The sequence below is a fragment of the Microlunatus panaciterrae genome (assembly GCF_016907535.1).
Lineage (GTDB): Bacteria > Actinomycetota > Actinomycetes > Propionibacteriales > Propionibacteriaceae > Microlunatus > Microlunatus panaciterrae.
The window spans coordinates 4,019,016-4,037,558 of record NZ_JAFBCF010000001.1 but is presented as its reverse complement, the minus strand read 5'-3'; the positions used below and the strand labels follow the sequence as shown (position 1 = coordinate 4,037,558).

At 68.5% G+C, this 18,543-nt stretch carries 11 protein-coding genes; 8 read left to right on the top strand and 3 right to left on the bottom strand.

Features of this window, described 5'->3' with window-relative positions; all coding sequences use genetic code 11:
* Positions 1-294: 294 nt before the first annotated feature.
* The 6 genes from JOE57_RS18315 to JOE57_RS18290 are packed head-to-tail and all read left to right on the top strand — an operon-like array spanning position 295 to position 12,479.
* Positions 295-789, top strand: coding sequence for a matrixin family metalloprotease (locus JOE57_RS18315; RefSeq protein WP_204920074.1), 495 nt, complete (start codon positions 295-297; stop codon positions 787-789).
* Between the two features lie 18 nt (positions 790-807).
* On the top strand, positions 808-1,821 hold the full coding sequence (locus JOE57_RS18310; RefSeq protein WP_204920073.1) for a HEAT repeat domain-containing protein: 1,014 nt from the start codon (positions 808-810) through the stop codon (positions 1,819-1,821).
* A gap of 11 nt (positions 1,822-1,832) precedes the next feature.
* The gene (locus JOE57_RS18305; protein WP_204920072.1) at positions 1,833-4,613 is read left to right on the top strand and encodes a hypothetical protein; all 2,781 of its coding nucleotides are present in this window, start codon (positions 1,833-1,835) and stop codon (positions 4,611-4,613) included.
* Positions 4,610-6,724, top strand: a complete 2,115-nt coding sequence (locus tag JOE57_RS18300; protein ID WP_204920071.1) for an outer membrane protein assembly factor BamB family protein — start codon at positions 4,610-4,612, stop codon at positions 6,722-6,724. Before JOE57_RS18305 ends, JOE57_RS18300 begins: the two co-directional genes overlap by 4 nt.
* A complete protein-coding gene (locus JOE57_RS18295) occupies positions 6,721-8,904 on the top strand; it encodes a WD40 repeat domain-containing protein (RefSeq protein WP_204920070.1) in 2,184 nt (727 codons plus the stop codon). Before JOE57_RS18300 ends, JOE57_RS18295 begins: the two co-directional genes overlap by 4 nt.
* Positions 8,901-12,479 carry a hypothetical protein gene (locus tag JOE57_RS18290; protein WP_204920068.1) on the top strand — a complete coding sequence of 1,193 codons (3,579 nt, stop codon included), beginning with the start codon at positions 8,901-8,903 and terminating at the stop codon, positions 12,477-12,479. Before JOE57_RS18295 ends, JOE57_RS18290 begins: the two co-directional genes overlap by 4 nt.
* On the opposite strand, the gene JOE57_RS18285 is transcribed toward JOE57_RS18290, so the two are convergent.
* Complete coding sequence (locus JOE57_RS18285; RefSeq protein ID WP_204920067.1) at positions 12,476-15,064, bottom strand: cation-translocating P-type ATPase; 2,589 nt, start codon at positions 15,062-15,064, stop codon at positions 12,476-12,478. The two genes, JOE57_RS18290 and JOE57_RS18285, sit on opposite strands and share 4 nt — an antisense overlap.
* A gap of 308 nt (positions 15,065-15,372) precedes the next feature.
* Here JOE57_RS18285 and JOE57_RS18280 point away from each other — a divergent pair, with 308 nt between their 5' ends.
* Positions 15,373-17,052, top strand: a complete 1,680-nt coding sequence (locus tag JOE57_RS18280) for a SpoIID/LytB domain-containing protein (RefSeq protein ID WP_204920066.1) — start codon at positions 15,373-15,375, stop codon at positions 17,050-17,052.
* 74 nt (positions 17,053-17,126) lie between these two features.
* Here JOE57_RS18280 and JOE57_RS18275 read toward each other — a convergent pair whose 3' ends face one another.
* Both JOE57_RS18275 and JOE57_RS18270 read right to left on the bottom strand, forming a co-directional pair.
* Complete coding sequence (locus JOE57_RS18275; protein WP_204920065.1) at positions 17,127-17,339, bottom strand: hypothetical protein; 213 nt, start codon at positions 17,337-17,339, stop codon at positions 17,127-17,129.
* 222 nt (positions 17,340-17,561) lie between these two features.
* Entirely contained in the window at positions 17,562-18,059 is a 498-nt protein-coding gene (locus JOE57_RS18270; protein ID WP_204920064.1) for an ArsI/CadI family heavy metal resistance metalloenzyme, read from the bottom strand.
* A gap of 149 nt (positions 18,060-18,208) precedes the next feature.
* Between JOE57_RS18270 and JOE57_RS18265 the strand changes: the two genes are divergently transcribed.
* Complete coding sequence (locus tag JOE57_RS18265; protein WP_239578991.1) at positions 18,209-18,502, top strand: ArsR/SmtB family transcription factor; 294 nt, start codon at positions 18,209-18,211, stop codon at positions 18,500-18,502.
* Positions 18,503-18,543 lie beyond the last annotated feature (41 nt).

Genomic DNA, 18,543 nt, shown 5'->3' with positions numbered 1-18,543 from the left:
CGCGACGAGGAGCAACACTCCCCTTCGCTTCCAACGTAGGTCAGGGGCACCCACGTCGTCAGGGCCGAAAGGCCTCAGCAGCGCGGCACCCGCTCGACCGCGCCGACGCCGGGTCGGCGCTGATCGGGCCGGCTGGCACCGTTGACGGTGACCTGTGCAGAAGCGGAGAATGGGGAATCAGCTTTTCAAGCGGCAGCCATGGCCGTGGAGGGTTTGGCACCGCGCTTTCGAGTCTTTGAATTCGGTTCAGCCACGGGGGCAGCTATGGCTGGTATCAGTCTCAACCTCATCCGAGTGGGTTCTGAACAGTTCACGGCAGACGACGAGACGATCCTGTCCTTCGCGGTCAACTACACCCGCGCGATCTACGGCAGCGTCGGGATAGCCATCAACCGCGTCGAGGACTACTTCATCAGCAACGAGCAGGCCGGTGGTTACGCGGTCATCGACCAGGACTCGGAAGCCGAGTTCCTCACCTCGCAATGGACTGTGCCGAACAACGCCATCGACGTCTTCGTGGTCAAGCTCTACGTCGGTGGCACTGCTGGTCTGTCTCCAGTGAAGGGGACCTGCAACAAGGACCTTCCCTTTCCCACCATGACCGGCGTAGTGATCGAACTGGTCGATGTGCTCACCAACCAGGTCCTGGCTCACGAGGTGGGTCACTACCTGGGCCTCGACCATGAAACCGACACCACCAACCTGATGTACAAGGACGTGCCGAACGGTGGGCTGCTCACGTTCCTGCAGGGGATCGCTATGAGCACGCACTGCTTCATCGAGGGCTGAGCGATTGGAGGTGGAGCCATGGTGCGGATCGATCTTCCCGAGGATGCCATCCGACCCGAGGTGATGGGTGAGGCGCTCGCCGGCCGGGTGCCGAACATTCCGGCCTCGGTGGCGCTGGCGCGGATCGCAGCGGCCGAGCTGCCTGGCATGGATCGGCAGGCGCTGCTCCGGGGCGTGGCCATGGATCAGGAGGTCGACGTCAGCGCCCGTGCGGGTGCGGTTCGCACTCTTCTGCGGGTCGATCCCTCGGCGGCCCTGCCGACAGCGCTCGACCTGGCCGGCGACGCGAACGACCTGTTGGCCAGCGTGGCGACCCAGACCCTGGGCAGGGCGGGTGACCCGGACACCTTGGCCGTCATCGAGCAGACCCGACAGGAAGCCCCGGGTGAGATGACCCGCCGGGCCGCGACCTTCGCCGAGACGCTCATCGTCCACCGCTTCGGTCTGACTGATCGCGAACCTGAGGTACCGGCGCTCGACACGCTGCCGGAGCCGGCCGGCGCCGGTGCCCTTTCGTTCGTTTCCTCGGCGCCGGGAGCGTACCGGCGGGCCGAGGCCCTCCAACGGGTGGGCGCCGACCTGCCCTGGGTCGCCCAGCTGGAGGTGGAGGTTTGCGAGCTCCAGTGCGGTCCTCGCCTGCTGGAGATCGTCGTCGCGGCCGACCTGATGACTGCGGCTGGGCGACAGGCCTTGCTGCTTCGCCCTTCCGTTCCGGCCATCGTCGCCTCGTTCAGCCAGGAGCACGACGAGTTCAGCACGTCTCTGCTGGCGCTCACCCGACCGTTGGGGCCGCACACTGTCTCGGTTCTGCTGACCCAGTTGACCGGCGACCCTGTGTACAACGGTGAGGGGACGGTGACCGAGTACGGTGTCGACGTCACGTTGTACGCCGTCCGCGCGCCCGGAAGCGCAGCCGTCGTCATCCGCGCCAGAGTCAGCGATGATGGCCTGGACGTCTCGGGCCTGTCGGGCCGCGGGCCCGAGGAGCCGGCGCGTGCACCGCAGCGCATGGACAGTCCGGACCACGGATAGACTGCAGGGAGATGTCGCCATTCCGGGGCTCGCCCACACTTCTGCTGATTCGTCCCGCTGACCACGTGATCCTCAGCGTCAACTGGACCGGCTTGCGCCTGGAGACCTCAACCAGCGGTGAGGCCCCCTTCCTGGTGGCCGCCGATGCCGGCGCCACGCTGCTCGTCACCTTTCCACCGCAGCATCTCGCCGAAGAGACCTTGGCCGAGTCCGGGACGCCCACTCTGTCCGCCCCAGTTGCCGGGCCGGGGAGCGATGTTCCGGTGTGCCGAGCGCTGCTGTCCGGGCCGAGCAGGCTGTCCGTGCGACTGCCGGCCGGGACAGTGGTGCGCGCCAGCGTGGCAGGGTTCCTGGACGCCCTCGCCGCCGGATCGGTACAACCGTCACCCAGCCCTCCCACCGATGCGGACACCGCCGTGGAGGTGCCCTGGCGGATGGTCTGGGCACCCGGCAGCGCGGTGCCCAGCGGACGCGTCCGTGTCGTGCCGGCGTCTCGGCCGGACTCGGCGACCAGCGGGGCGTCGCTGTGGCAAGCCCGCCTGATCGACGCCGGAGACGCCGCGCCGACGGCCCCACTGCTGACGGCCCCCCTGCTGACGTGCATCGACCCGACGATGGCCGGTTCGCCCGACCCCCCGTTCCGCATCCCGCTCGGCAGACTCGACCGCGTCAGCCTGGCGCGCGAAGCCGCCCGGATCCCGGCGCGGGCCGAGCGGATTGAGCTGACGGCGGTCGGTGCCAGCCTGCAGGCCACGGGGCTCTGGCCGGGCTTCGAGTGGGAGCAGTCGGTCGCCCTCGGCCGCGACATGCGGGTCCGCACCCTCGCGAGGGGAGCCATGTTCCCGTTCGGCCACCGCGCGGAGTTCCTCGAGTTGACGATGCGGAGCTTCGACCCAGCGATGGCCCAGGCAGCCGCGCTGCGCACCCGGCTCGTCCTGGTGGTGACCGAGCCCGTACGCACCCCGACTGCAGATCTGAGCTTTCCGTTCGGCGCGGTCACTGTGGTGTCAACGGTGGTCGACAACCTCGATCCGGTCCCCGGCACCGGTCGGGTGTCGTTCTTCCGGCCGATGAGAGGCGGCGTCCCGGTGCTGTTCGACGTCGAACTGGCCAACCCCAGCCAGCCAGCATCCGCCGCTCTGCCGATGATCTTCGTCGCCAATGTCTCCGAATCCACCTCCCTCGGTGATGAGCGTCTGATCGATCCGGGCTTGATCAGGCAGGTCTCGGCCGCGTACGGACAGGTCAGAGTCGCCCTCAAGTCGCCGGCTGCCCTGGACCTGGTCGGAGCCTCGACTCCCGCGCCAGGCGACGTGCACGAGGTGCACGCACTGACACTGGGCGGAGCTCGGGACGCGGACCAGTTCGTCCCCCAGCTCAGCGGGCTTCAGGTGGGGCTCCCCGCTGTACGCACGCTGCTCGACGACACTGCCACGCGGGAGGTGAAGTTCGCCGAGCGTTATCTCCGCGGTGGGGACGGCCATGACGCCCTGCTGGAGCTCGTCGACAGCACGATCAAGATCAACTTTGTCGGGCGCACGGAGCGCTCCGGCGGACTGGTGGCGCCGCAGTACGTCGCCAACGCACTATCCCGCACGGTTGGCCCGGTGAGCCTCCAGGCACTCCCCGATCCGGTCAGCGGTCTGATCCAGCCAGGCAACCTTTTCGGCCCCGATGCCAGCCTGTTGGGTTTCAAGCTGCGTGATCTGTTGGGGCCACTCCCCAACAAGTCCCCACGCATCACCTCGAGCCTGCGGGCCGGTCAGATCCCTGAGGTCAGCATGACGTGGACCGATGTGAAGTTCGATCCGCGTCCCCCGTTGCCGATGTTCATAGCCAATCCGCAGACCCGGCTCTCCGAGCTGACGGTCACCAGCTCGGGCGACTCCACCACGACGCTTTGCGTGATCAACAACTTCGACCTGTTGATGCCACCCGTCGGACCGCAGGTGCTGCGGCTGCATTTCGGATCGATCACCTTCGAGCAACACAACGGCCAGACACCCGCAGTCAACGTCCGGGGGGTCGAAGCTCGCTTCCTCGGCGTGCTGCAGCTGCTCGAGGAGCTGCAGCACTTCGTGGATCTCGGGGCAGCCGGTCCCTACCTGGACCTCAGTCGCACAGGGGTGACCGCCCGTTACAGCCTGCCGTTGCCACCCGTCGCCGCCGGCGCCTTCGTCCTGCGCAACATCGTCTTTCGCGCGGCGATCACCGTGCCCTTCAACGGAGACCCGGTGACCCTGGAGCTGGCTTTCGCCAGCAGGCGTGAGCCCTTCGTGCTGACCGTACTGGCGTTCGGTGGCGGCGGGTACGTCGAGCTGGCGATGGACCACACCGGACTGACCCGTCTGGAGGCCGCGCTGGAGTTCGGTGCCGTGATCGCGCTGGACTTCGTCGTCGCCAGTGCCGAGGTGCACGCCTTGGGCGGGATTCGCTTCGCGATACAGCCGGGCGGATCGGTCTCACTGACCGGCTATCTGCGGATCGGCGGCTCCGTCGACATCCTCGGCCTGGTCTCGGTCTCGGTGGAGCTGCGGATCGAGCTGTCCTACCAGGCGGAGAGCAAAGCGCTCGTCGGTCGGGCAACGCTCGTCGTCGAGATCGACCTGACTCTCTGGTCGGACAGCGTCGAGCTGGACTCCGGCGAGTGGGTGCTGGCGGGCGGGGCATCACCTCTCGAGGAGGCGATCCCGTTCGCGGCCCTGGGCGGTGCGACCGAGCATGATCGGGACCTGCAGCGCTGGAAGGACTACCGGGCCGCCTTCGCCCATCACGACACGGACTCGACGTGAGCACCGCCGGAACCGTGGTCGTCTCGACGCCACTTCCGTTCTCGGCCGGGACCCTTGCCTGCAGCCCCGACGGTGGGTCGATCGCCGTCGGGGCGTCCGCCCTCCTGGCTAAGGAAAGCACAGTCGGCGGACTGGCTCTCATCGAAGCGTTGAACGGCGAGGTCAAGTGGCAGGTCCCCGAGTGGCGGGTCGACGGCGTGCAGTTCACTCCTGACGGCGGCCGGCTGTTGGTGGGCAGCGAGTGGGGGTCGGGCTTGGACATCCCGAGATGGGGTGTGCACTCCGACCTGCGGTACCGCACACGCTGCCTGGACAGCTCCAGCGGGCAGCTGCTCTGGGAGCAGCCGGACCAACCCGGGTTCCTGTTCACCGTCTCCGGCGAGGGGCGCTGGGCCGCAGTGACCGCGGGCAGCGGGCAACGACTGATCCGGCTCGATGACGGCACGACCATGCACGATCTCGGAGAAAGCTCGCTGCCCCTCGTTGCACCGCTCTTCAGCGCCGACGGGGCACGGGTCGCGGTGGGCGCGGCAAGGCAGGTGCAGATTTTCGAGCTGCAGAGCGGCACGGTTGCGGCCGCCCTCGCCCTGCCGGATCGGATCGTCGCCCTCGGAGACCTGTTCGACGGTACGGTCGCGGCGCTGTGCCGGGGCGGCCAGCTGGTGACGTTCGACCTGTCGACGGGAGCGACGCTGGGCCAGTCGGCGCTGGAAGCCGGAGGGGTACAGCTCGGCTACTTCGGCATCCAGCTGTTGCCGCCTGCCGGGTTCAGCCCCGACGGACGACGCATCGCGGCCTTCTCCCGAAGCGGGGCGGTCGTCAGCGCGAGTGGGGATGGACGCCGGTTGACCGAGGCCCAGCCGCTCAAGCGCGACGTGAGTCACCACGTCTGCTTCAGCCCCGACGGGCGCCTGGTGGGCTCCAATCGGGTGGGCCCCGACGACCAGGACGGCGTCGGGGTGACGGTGCTGGAGGCGGGTACGGGGGCGGTGGTCTGGCAGCGACCGGACGCCAAGGTCATCGACGTCGGCTTCACCGCCCGCGGGGACCGGCTGGTCGTCGTCGGGAATGGCTTCGTCCGGCTGCACCGTCTCGGCACCGAACCGACCCAGGTCCTCATCGGCTCCCCGGTCAGCAGAGTCACGGTGACCGGCGGGATCGGCCTGGTCGGGGCGATCGGCAGCTCGCCGGTGGCCTCGATCTTCAGTGTTCGATCTGGCGAGCTGCTGCTGGAGAAGACCCATCCCGGGGCGCTCAGCTGGATCGGGTTCACACCGTCGGGTCAGACGTTCGCCACCGCCGGCAGCAGCGGCGGCGTCTGGCTCTACGAGACGGTGTCCGGTCGCAAGCTGTGGTTGGTCAACCACCAGGATGCGATCAGGGACGTCGCCATCAGCCCGGCCACCGGCCAGTGGCTGGCGACGGCCAGCGCGGACAGGACAGCTCGGCTGCTGGCCATGGACGGGGGAACCGAGCGCTGGCAACACCGTCACCCCCAGTCAGTCACCCAGGTCGCGATCAGTGCTGACGACCAGTTCGTGGCGACCGGTTGCGCCGACCGCGCGACCAGGATCCTCGACGCGGCGACAGGCGCCGAGCGGTTCAGGCTCGACCACGATGCGAAGATCGTTGCGCTGTGCTTCGACCTGACCGGGAGCCTTCTCGCTGTAGCCAGCCAGGACGGCACGGCAACGGTCGTCGACGCAGCAACGGGGCAGGTGGCCGCCCAGGTCACCCACCCCCGCGCGGTGAACGCTGTCGCGCTCAGCGCCGACGGGTCCCTGCTTGCCAGCGGCGGGGCCGACTGCCGCGTCCGCCTGACGGCTCTGAGCGCCGCCGAGCCGGCCCTGGTGCGGACGCTGGTCTTCCGCACGCCGGTGGAGCAACTGGCGTTCTCCTCCGCGGATGGGACGCTGGCCGTGCGGTCGGAGGGCCGTACGGTGCACGTCTTCGATGTCGACGCCGGGATCGAGACGTACCGGCTGGTGCATCCGGCCGGTGTCCGCCACGTGGCGTTCAGCGGTGACGGCCGGCTGCTCGCCACCGCCTGCGAGGACGGCGCTGCCCGTGTCTACCCGACCCGTGTCTCGGATCAGGGCGGCCGGCCATGAGCCTGGGACGTCTGATCTGCTCGGCCGAACTGCCGTTCACCGTGAGCCGGGTGGCCTACAGCGCCGACGGGCTCTGGCTCGCGGCAGCAGGCACCAGCTCGGATGCGGCGGGCGGCGTCGTGGTGCTGGATGCCGGCAGCGGGCGGCCGCGCTGGATGGTGGACCTGCCCGGTCCGACCGCCCTTCAGTTCACCTCGGACGACAGGCACCTGGTGGTCGGCTCCGAGTCCCTCCCCACCGGACCGGACGGTCTCACAGTGGAGAACCGCACGGTGCGGCTGTTGCGGGCCGACAGCGGGGCGCAGGTCTGGCAGGTGTCTGGTCTGTCGGCCTACGAGATCGCGGTCAGCCCGGACAGTGGCCTGATCGCCGTCGTCCGCGGCATGGAGCCGCCCGGCGAGGTGATTCTGCTGTCCGCGACCACCGGACAACGGCTACGTGACCTGGGCCAGACGTCCCATCTCCGCTTCCGCCCGGTGTTCAGCGCAGACTCCCAACGGCTGCTGGTCTATGCCGATGGCGTGCTCCGGCTCGTCGACTGTGCCACCGGAGAGTCTCGAGCCTCGCTGGCCTCACCCGGCATCGTGCAGGCGACTCTGCGCCCCGGCGGCGGCGAGATCGTCGCCCTACGCCGCGACGCCCGAGTCGCTCGACTCCCACTGCACCCACCCACGACGGCTGCCGAGGTCCCCCTGCCGGGTGCGGTACGGGTTCCCCTCGATCCGCTCGAGCAGTTCTTCCACGGCTTCCGCAACGCCTTCGCACCCGTCGCTTTCAGCCCCGATGGCAGCCGGGTGGCGGTCCGGTACGCCGGGCGGTTCCCCCCGTTGGGCGACCTGAGGCTCGGTGTCTTCGACACTGACGACGGCCACCCGGTCTTCCCGCCACGTCCATTGCCGAGCCTGTCGTTACGTCTGAGAATCGACTTCAGCCCGGATGGACGGCTGATCGCTGCCAACGGGCTGTTCACTGATGCGCCCCCCGATGCCGTCGGCTTCAGCGTCTTTGACGCCGACTCCGGCCTGGGTGCCCAGCAGGAGACGGATGAGATCACTGACCTGGCGTTCTCACCAGATGGCTGCCAGATCGCGGTCGGCGGCGCGGGTTTCGTCCGCGTACGCGACGTCGAGACCTTGCGAGCCACTGTGTCGTTCGGGGTACGGGTGACGCGGATGGCCATCCAGAACACTGCGGCAGGTAGCGGCCTCGTTGCCGTGATCGGGGAGCCTGCCCCAAGGGCACTCGCTGATCGGTCATCGGCGGGTGGCGAGCAGGAGAACCTCGCTCTTTTCGACGCCAGGACGGGGACCCGGCAATGGGCGCAGCACCTGCACCCCGGCACACCGCGATGGCTCGGCTTCGGCGCTGGCGCCGAGACGCTCGCGGTCGCGGACAGCAACGGCGCTGTTCGGATCCTACTGACGTCGTCCGGCGAGCAGCGTGGCCTGGTCAACCACGGTGATGCGGTTCGCGGCTTTGCGATCGGTCCGAGCACCAGGACCTGGCTGGCCACAGCCAGCCAGGACAAGACGGCTCGCCGGATCGATCTTCCGGCCGGCGTCGAGCGCTGGCAGTCCCGTCATCCTCGATCGGTCACCCTGGTCGCGATCAGCAGTGACGAGCGGCTGGTCGCGACCGCCTGCACAGACAATGTGGTCCGCGTGCTGAACGCGAACGATGGCGTCGAGCTGCGCCGCGTCGACCGGCAAGCCCAGGTGCGAGCACTCAGCTTCGCGCCCGGCAGCGTCCTGCTCGCTATCGGCTACGCCGACAGCTCCGTCACCCTGGCCGATGCCGACACCGCGACCACAGCCGACCCACTGACCCAAGGCGGTCCAGTGACCGCACTAGCCTTCAGCAGCGACGGGGCGTTCCTCGCCATCGCAGCCGGCTCGCGAGTGCGCCTCTACGCCCTGCAACCGGGAGCAGCCGTCCTCATCCGGGAACTTCGCATGACAGCGCCGGTGACCGCGCTTACGTTCCACCCGGCCGAGGCGCTTCTCGCCGTGGTCACCGAGGGGCCGGCCGTGATCATCTTCGATCCGCGCACCGGTCGCGAACGACGTCGGGTGATCCATCCCGGGGGCGTCCGCGACGTCGCGTACTCGCCGGACGGCACGCTGCTGGCCATCACCGGCACAGACGGCACCATCCGCATCTACCCAGGGAGAGTCGGTTGAGCGAGCTGCTTTTCGTCGCGGTGCCGAACGGCCTGCTCGGCATCGACACAGTGAGGATCCGGGTGCTGGTCGTCCCGAGGCTCTCGGTCGGCACCGTCGCCGACTTCGGCCTGCGCGACTGGCCATCTGTCCTGGCCGAGTCGAGCTTCGAGCTGCGAATCCGGACCAGCGCCGGCACGGCGGCAGCGGTGACCCCGCCGGTGTACCTGCCCCGGGCGCGCAGCGAAGTCTGGCACGCCTTCTTCGATGGCGACGCCGGCGTCATCGATGACTTCCAGCCCAAGACCCAGCCTGCGCCGACGGTGGCGCCCACTTTTGGACCGGCCGACACCGTGACCGGGAGCTACCAGTCCGCTGCTCGCACCCTCGCCCGCGATCCCACCCTCGACCCCGCGAAGGTCGCCGAGCCGCACCTCCCGGCTTGGGTCACCTCGCCCTCGGCCTCGCCGCAGCCACGACGTCCCGCTCCTCCCCCGCCGCCCAGGCTCGATTTCCACCAGACGGTTGCCCTGCTGCGCGAGCATCCCACCGTGCTGGAGGACCTGGGCCTGGTCTTCTGGCTCGCCGCGGAACGGAGCGACCTCGACCTGGGTGACGCCGACCGCCCACGCTTCCTTCGGGTGAGCACCGCAGATGCGCCGCTGACGGTGACCTCGGGCTGGACGTGCTACGACCTGTCAGCCGGCTTCTGGCCCGGCAGCCGATCGACGACGTCCACGCCGGCCCTGCGGGCCGGGATGCTGGACCTGACGGGCACGGACCGGATCCGGGGCCATGCTCCTGGCGAGGCTCCTGGCCCCGCGCCGGCCTGGGCACTGGCGACGTTCGACGTGGACGGCGCGGTCCAGGGTCTGCGCGAGGCGGCACTCCGCCTCACCGACGCTGCGCCCGATGCGGCTCCGGTGGTCCTGCCGGCCTTGCGCTCAGGTGGGCTGCAGTTGGTCCGGCCCGGTCGGGCGGCCGACTTTTCCGCTCGGTCGGCTGCAGGCGCCAGCGGTTCCGCCCGGTCCAGCATGGAGGGTGCAGAGCTCTTCGCTGAGGATCTGCTGCTCGGCTACCGGGTGGACATCCGCAGCGGTGTCGGTCCCTGGCGCTCGCTCTGCGAACGTGAGGCCTCGTATCTGGTCGACGGCTTGCCCATCGGCCCACCCGAGGCCGGACAGGACAGGCACGATGGGCAGGACAGGGACGATGGGCAGGACAGGGACGCTGGGCAGGACAGGGACGCTGGGCAGGACAGGCGACGCTGGCGGCGCGAGGAGGGTCACCTGCAGGCGTACGCCGCTCTGAAGGGCGACGATGGGGTCCTGCAGGCGGACGAGGTGGTCGCCCGTTGGAACGGCTGGAGCCTGGCTCTGCCCGCCCCGAACCCGGCCGGGACAACACCAGGCTCGCTCCGCCATCCCGGCACGGAGCTGCCGTTCGACTTCGACTTCAGGTTCCGGGCGCCACGGGGCCGGCTGCCGCGGCTGCGGTTCAGCACCACCTACCAGTTGCGGATGCGCGTCGCAGACGTCACCGGCGGCGGCCGGTCGTTGGACGAGATCAGCGGCGACGCGCGGGCCACCCGAGCGATCATCTACCGTCGCCACGACCCGATCCAGCCGCCGGTGATCGTGGCCGACGAGACCGATGTGTTCGCACCCGGCAGTACCGTCGACCGGCTGGTGATCCGTAGCGACCTGCACATGTCGGTCGAGGAACTGTCGGTGATCGATCCGACCCTGCCGATCCGGGACCTGCGGAGTCTTCGCCCACCAACGGCCTCGCTGGCGTTGATCGAGCAGCACGGCTTGCTCGACTCCGAGACCGACGAGCGATCCTGGGAGCTGGCACGTCGCGCCCTGGCTCCAGGGGTGAGTGACGACCGCGAGGCGACCGGGCTGCCGGATCCAGTGACCGACGGCATTCGGGCGTTCCTGCCGGCGGCACCGGGTGGGCTGACCGCACCGATCGAAGACGCCACCGCCTGGCCGGTCGCCGCACAGTGGCCGGACTACACCCCAGACCACAAGATCATCGAGCTGGCCGCCAGCACCGATCCGACCGAGCGGATCAGCATGGCCTGGAATGGCAACCGTCTTCAGATCCGGCTCGCCCAGGCGGAGAAGGCCAGCATCGAGCTGTCATCCACCGTCCGCGACGGCTTCCTTGATCATCTGATGATCCGGGACTGGCTGCCGACGACCACGGACGCTGCGGGCGCTCGGACCGACGAGGTCAACGTCCGGCTCGGGCGGCACCCCATGGTGACGCCGGTCCGCCGCATCGAGGTGGTGCACGCGGTGCGCAAGCCGCTGGCGGAGCCGCGCTGGCAGCTGCCCGACTCCGCGCTGCACCAGAACGCCGGCGAACCGCACGCTCTGCTCACCCCTTCGTTCCTGCCGAGTGGGCTGGACACGGACAGCACGGGCAGGCTGGTGGTGTCGGCGGCCTGGACCGACGTCACCGATGATCGGCCGCAGCCTCGATCAGTGGTGGAGCTGCACAGCACGGCGATCGGGAAGGGGGAACCGGTGCCATTGTCGTTCCGGCATGAGTTCGGTGACACCGCGCATCGTCGGGTGAAGTACACGCTCACCGCCATCTCGCGGTTCCGGCCCTACTTTCGCAGCGACGAGCCCGATCAGGCCTTCCAGCGATCAGCCGAGCAGCCGGAGGTCACCATCCTGTCCACCGCCCGGCCGCCCGCGCCGGTGGTGATCTCAGTGCTTCCGGCCTTCCGCTGGGAGCGGTCGGCTTCCGGCGGCAGTCTGGTCCGCACCAGGCACAGCTCGACGCTGCGGGTGGAGCTCGCCAGGCCCTGGTTCGTGACCGGCGACGGTGAGCAGTTGGCGGTGATCCTCGCCGAGACGGGTGCCGATCCGGCGACACGTGCTGCAGTCAGCCGGAGCGGGCGCGATCCGATCTTCGCCACGCCGAACATCCCCGGCTTACCGACGGCGGACTGGTTTCCGGCCGGCTTCCCAGTGGCGCACCTCGCGGTGGGGGAACCGCCAGCTTCTGGACAGGTCATCGGCTTCACACCGGTGAAGGGACCCGAGCACTGGTTCGTGGATATCCGCGTGGCGCCACCGCCGGCGTTCACCTCATACGCGCCGTTCGTGCAACTGGCATTGGCGCGCTTCCAACCACACAGCCTGCCCGGCCTGGAACTGTCCTCTGTCGTGATCAGCGACAAGATCAAGTTGTGGCCGGATCGGACACTGGTGGTCGACCGCGACGGTGCAACGGTGCGGCTTCGGCTGGATGGTGTCCAGCCGAGGCCAGCGAACCGGTTCGACGTCCTGGTCGAGCGAGGCACGAACGGTGCTCAAGCCGGAGCCGACCTGGTCGCCGTGGCCGATGATGTCCCGAGTGACCTGCCCGTCTGGCGTCCCGTCCCGGGAACGTTGGTCAGTGTCGACGCCGGCACCACGACTCCGCCGATCCTGCTGCCCCCCGGACCGGGCCCGCTGCGCCTGTACTGCCGCGAAGTCGAGCGTATCGAGAGCGTTGCGGGCCATGACCCAGGACCGAGCGAGCTGCGCGAGCGGACGGTCTTTGTGGAGACCGTCGATCTGACTCGTGTCTAGGGGTCTTGGAAGCGGCGGTTGGGTGTTCTCACGGTCTTGCGGGCGCGCCCCGTGATCTTGTAGATCTCGAACCACACCACGCCAGCGACCCCTGCGAGCAGAGCGAGGAGCCAGTCGACGGCCCGTACCGGGCCGAGGTTGAAGGCCTCCCGGAGCCAAGGAACGCTCAGTACGACGATCAGCAGTAGCAGGGTCGCTGTCAGGATCCACTTGAGCGTGCCATTGCGTCGCTCCCGGAACGTGCGCCAGATCGACAGTCGCCAGGAGCGGTTCACCAGAATCAGAGCCAAGTTCCCGATCACGAGCGTGGCGAAGGTGATCGAACGCACGACGGTGTCGGGACGCCCCGTCAGCACGGTCCACAGAAAGACAGCCAGCACGGCAGCGAGCATCGAAAGTCCTTGCAGCACGGCCAGAATGAGCACTCTGCGGCGGAACATCGGCTCTTCGAGCCCTCGCGGCTGCTGGTCCATGATCGCCGGGTCGAACTCTTCCGCCTCGAACACCACAGAGCAGGCAGGGTCGATGATCAGCTCGAGAAAGGCGATCTGCGCCGGTAGCAGCACCAGCGGCCAGTCGCCGACGAAGATCGGCACCAGTGACATGCCCACGATCGGCACGTGCACAGCAATGATGTAGGACATCGCCTTACGCAGGTTGTCGAAGATGCCACGTCCCTGGCGCACACCGGCGGCGATCGAGGCGAAGTCGTCGTCGGTGATCACGAGGGCGGCCGCCTCCCGTGCCACATCGGTACCCCGTGCCCCCATCGCCATCCCGATGTCGGCGGCACGCAAGGCGGGTGCATCGTTGACGCCGTCGCCCGTCATCCCGACCACCTCGCCATTGGCCTTGAGCGCGCGGATCAGCCGCAGCTTCTGCCCGGGGACCATCCGCGCGAAGACGCTCACCGAACGAACTCGGCTGGCAAGCTCGTCGTCGTCGATGACCTGGAGCTCTGGACCGGTGATGTAGCCGGCGCCATGGTCCAGGCCGACCTCACGAGCGATCGCCATCGCCGTGCCCGGATAGTCACCGGTGATCATGACCGTACGCACCCCGGCGCTGGCACACTCGGCCACAGCGTGCGCCACCCCTGGGCGTACGGGGTCGAGTAGACCGGCCAGCCCGAGATACTCGAAGTCGAAACCCTGTTGTTCGGTGGGCAGGTCCTCATCCTGGTCGACCAAGGCCCGGGCGACGGCCAGCACGCGCTGGCCGCTGGCTGTCGCCCTCTCGACCTGGGCCGTGAGCGAGGCGAGCTCTTCGGGCCCGAGATGACACAGGGCGGCGATGGCCTCCGGAGCCCCCTTGGCGGCGACGACGTAGTGGCTGTTGGTGGGGGATCGCCAGACATGCGAGAGAGCCAGCATGTTCTCCGAGAGCGCGTACTCGCGCACCAGCTCCCAGTCGGCGTGCAGGTGCTCGGTCTGTTGGAGATAGCGCTCGCCCAGGACGGTGAAGGCCTTGTCCATCGGGTCGAACGGGTCGATCGGCGAGGCGAGGACGGAGAACTCGGCGATCGTGTGGAACGCCTCGGGAAGGGGCTGCGCGTCGAGCGTGAAGACCTCCTCGCCAACGATGAGGTCCGCGACCGTCATGCTGTTCATCGTCAGTGTGCCGGTCTTGTCGACACAGATCACCGTGGCCGACCCGAGTGTCTCGATCACCGCTGACCGCCGCGTCAGCACATGCTTCTGCGACATGCGCCAAGCGCCGAGCGCCAGGAACACGGTGAGGACGACCGGGAACTCCTCCGGCACCATGGCCATGGCCGTCGCGATTCCGGCGAGGAGGCCCTCGAGCCAGGCCCCGCGCGTCAGTCGGTAGACCAGCACCACCAGCGCGGCTGCGGCCAGACCCAGCACCGCGATGAAGCGCACCAGCCGGTCGATCTCCCGCTGCAGGGGTGTGCGCTCGACCTCGATGGTGCTCAGTGCCGTGCCGATCCGGCCCAGCTCGGTGCTGGCCCCGGTCCCCTTCACCAGCGTCAGTCCTCGGCCCTTGACCACCAGCGTGCCCGAGTACACCCACGGGGTCGCATCACCTCCCGGCGGGCCCATCGCAGCGGAGAGCGAGCCGGCGTCGATCGACGCCTTGCGAACCGGGACCGACTCGCCGGTCAAGGCAGACTCGTCCACCGCGAAGTTGACGCTCTCGACCAGCACCCCATCGGCCGGGACCCGGTCGCCCTCGGCCAGCACCACCCAGTCACCGCGCACCAGGTCGCGGCCAGCGATGCGCATTTGCACGCCGTCGCGGATCACCAGGGCACGTGGTGCGGACAGATCGCGCAGGGCGGCCAGCGCACCTTCGGTCTTGTGCTCCTGGTAGATGGAGATGCCGATCACCACCACCACGAAGGAGATCAGGACGATCCCGTCCAACGGCTCGGCGAGCAGGAAGTTGACCGTTCCGGCGACGGCGAGCAGCATCAGCATCGGTTGGCGCAGCACCTGCCAGGCCTGCTGCAGGAGGTTGCGTGGCTTCTCCGTGGGCAGCTCGTTGGGCCCCTCCGTCGCCAGGCGCCGTGCCGCTTCCTTCGTGGTCAGGCCAACCAGCGCAAGGTCCGCAGTAGCGTCCATCCAGGCACCCCCTCCACGGATCCACCCTCGAAGCCAGCCAGCCGGGCGGCCGTCGCGCTCCCACTGTCGAGGCCTGATCATGATCATGTCGTGGCCATGACTCTATCCCCGTGATGGGGCCCGATCGAGCTTCGGGAGCGGGCCACCGCGCCTGCCCTCGTGCAGGTGGAGCGCAGGTGCGCCTGCCTGCGCTGAACTACCTCCCGGAAGGGGCGCTAGCACAACGAACGAGCTTTCGCCACGCGACTCGCCGGGAGCGACACGCCCAAGCCTTGGCAAATAGAGCGTTTTCCCTCACGCTTTCCCCCATGATCACAGAGGTCCCAGCCACCCCATCTGCCACCACTGGCACGTCAGCAACTGTGCGCAGGGTGCGCCGCCGACTGCTCGCGGCCGCAGGCGCCGCACTCAGCGTGCTCCTGGGCTGCCAGCTGCTGGCCCCCTCCCCGGCCGCAGCCGACTCGGCCGTGCTTCCGCAGGACGGGACCTTCACGCTCAACGGCGCCGGGTTCGGTCATGGCTGGGGCATGTCCCAGTACGGGGCCGAGGGCGCCGCGAGGCAGGGGTTGAGCTGGCAGCAGATCCTCAACTTCTACTACCCCGGCACGACGCTGTCCTCGCTGCCGAAGAGCACGAAGATCAGGGTCTGGATCACCGCCGACTACGACCATGACACCCGAGTAGTGGCCAGCCCCGGGTTGAAGGTTCTCGGCGCGGGTGGGACCTCGCTCGTGCTGCCGACCGGAAGCAGCTACGCGTACTGGCGGATCATGGAGTCCGACTCGGCGCTGAAGCTGAAGTACCGCTCGGCCACCGGCAGTTGGAAGACTCTCCAGACGACGCTCACCGGGACCAGCTGGGGCTTCGAGAACACCGCCAAGATTGTCGCGGTTCAGCTGCCGAACGGGACGGTGCGAGAGCTCCGTGGCCGTGTCTCGGCGGTCCTGTCCGGTGGTGTGATCAAGACGGTCAACAGGCTGACGATGGAGCAGTACCTGCAGTCGGTGGTCCCCTCGGAGATGCCGACGTCGTGGGATCGTGACGCCGTCGCGACCCAGGCAGTCGCGGCCCGCTCGTTCGCCGCCCGAACCCAGGCCAACACCAGCTCGCGCGCCAGCTATGACGTCTGCGACACCACGGCCTGCCAGGTCTACTCCGGCTATGCCACCGTCTCTGGCGGTCGGCGGACCATCCGGGAGACGGCTGCCGGCAACGCCGCCGTCGCCGCCACCGCCGGGCAGGTCCTCAAGTACGGCTCCACCATCGCGTTCACCCAGTTCGCCAGCTCCAACGGCGGCCATACTGCCCAGGGTGACTTCCCTTACCTCAGTGCCCACCCCGACCCGTACGACGGCGTCGTCGTGTCGAACGCCTGGTCACGGAAGATCACCGCAGCGACCGTGGCTCGCGTGTGGCCGTCGGTCGGGACCGTCAGGCAGCTGCAGGTCACCGTGCGCGACGGCGCCGGCAGGTATGGCGGCCGGGTCAAGACCATCAAGATCATCGGCAGCAACAGCACCCTCAGCGTCAGCGGCGGTTCGTTCCAGTCCGTTTTCGGCCTGCGTTCCACCCTCTTCACCATCACCGGTGCCGTGCCGCCGGCCGCTGCCCCGGTCGCCAAGGTGACCACGACAGGGTCGTGCGTCGACGGTGGCGGGATCACCTGGAAGACGAAGGCTGTCTGGGGCTCGACCTACACCGGCGCCGACGGCATCAAGCGGGTCCGCATCGACTACGCAGGTTGGACGACCAGGGCACGCACCGTGGCCACCGACTCCACCGTCAGGAGCTACACCGGTTCCGGTGTCCGACTGCAGACCCTCAACCGGACCCGCTCGCTCGACTACCGCTTGGGCACGGTCTACGACGCCCGCAACCCGCTGAATCCGCCGAGCGCTCCCGGCAAGGCGAAGATTCGGATCTCGGTCGGCAAGGACCGCGACGGCAAGCCCCGTTGCACGGTCACACACGTTCAACCGAAGCAGTGAGTCGCTGAACCGCTCCCGACTCGGGGGTCAGCCGAGCCATCCGGCTCGGCTGACCCCCGGTCCCGTCGGGGGCCTCAATGCTCGGCGGGTCGGTGCACGTCGTCGAGGAGCGCCAGCCACGTCAGGGCACTCGCCTTGGCCGACTCGAGGCTTCTGTGCGCGCCGCCGCGCATGGCACCACCCGACACGACGAAAAAGGTGTCCCGCGCCTGCCTGACCTCCACCCAGACGTACCGCCCGTTCGCACGGTGCGACCCGTCCTGTTGCCTGATCCATCCGTCGTTCAAGTTCCGTAGATCCGTTCCCTAGGTCCCCTGTGCCGCATCGCGTCGAGGCCAAGAGGAGTGAACTGTCCGCGCCCCGACGATCGTTCTGCATCAACATGCGTACCGCAAGACCCTATTCGCCGCCGCAGACAGAATGGTTTGCTCCGCCAACCGTCTGTGGGCGGGATCCCTACCGACCACGGTAGAAATCCCGCCCACAGGGCTTCGGAGAGCCGGGACCTCTCAGCAGCAGCCGCCGACGCTGGCTACCGGCTCGCCCGCAGCCCCCTGGTCAGCTGTCGCAGCGTGTTCAGCTGCCACCTGTTGAGGGCCACAGCAGGCGTCCTGCTCGGGCGTGGTGGCAAAGAAGCTCTGGCTGTCAGCCAGGACGGTGTAGATCTCCCACCGCTCGCCGCTCGGCGCTCCCTCCACCCAGAACTTGTCCTGCTTCGCGTAGCAGCAGGTGGTTCCACGCTCGTCGATCGAGGCCAGACCCGCCTCGGCAAGGCGGGTCTGCTCGGCATCGACGGTGTCGACGTCGGCAACCTCGACGCCGAGATGGTTGAGAGAGCCGCCCTGACCAGGGTTCTCCAGCAGGACAAGCTTGAGAGGCGGTTCGGCAATGGCGAAGTTGGCGTAGCCGGGGCGGCGCTTGGCCGGTTCGGCACCGAACAGCTTGGAGTAGAAGGCAACCGCCTCGTCGATGCTGTCGACGTTGAGGGCCAGCTGTACTCGGGACATGACGTTCCTCCAGGTATTGAGACTTAGACGATGGTCTATGTGTGTAGGTTGCCACGGACATCGACTCATGTCAATATAGATGGGTGTCGAAGTTAATGCTGAGTCCGGTCGAGGCAGTGGCCTGTTGCCCGCCCCTGTCCCGTGAACCATTGAGCCAGCCTCAGGCGGAGCAGATCGCGCCGCTGCTGAAGGCGCTGGCCGATCCCGTTCGGCTGCGGTTGATGTCGATGGTGGCGTCCCACAAGGGTGGTGAAGCCTGCGTCTGCGACCTCACCGATGCCTTCGACCTCTCCCAACCCACCATCAGCCATCACCTCAAGGTGCTGCACGAGGTGGGGTTGCTCGATCGCTCCAAGAGAGGGGTCTGGGTCTACTACCGGGCCCGGTCCGAGGCGTTGGCGAGCCTGGCCGCCCTGATCGGGAGCTCCGAATGCGCGCCCTGACCCCGTCGAAGGGCGGCTACTCGACCCCGCCCGGCGGTGTT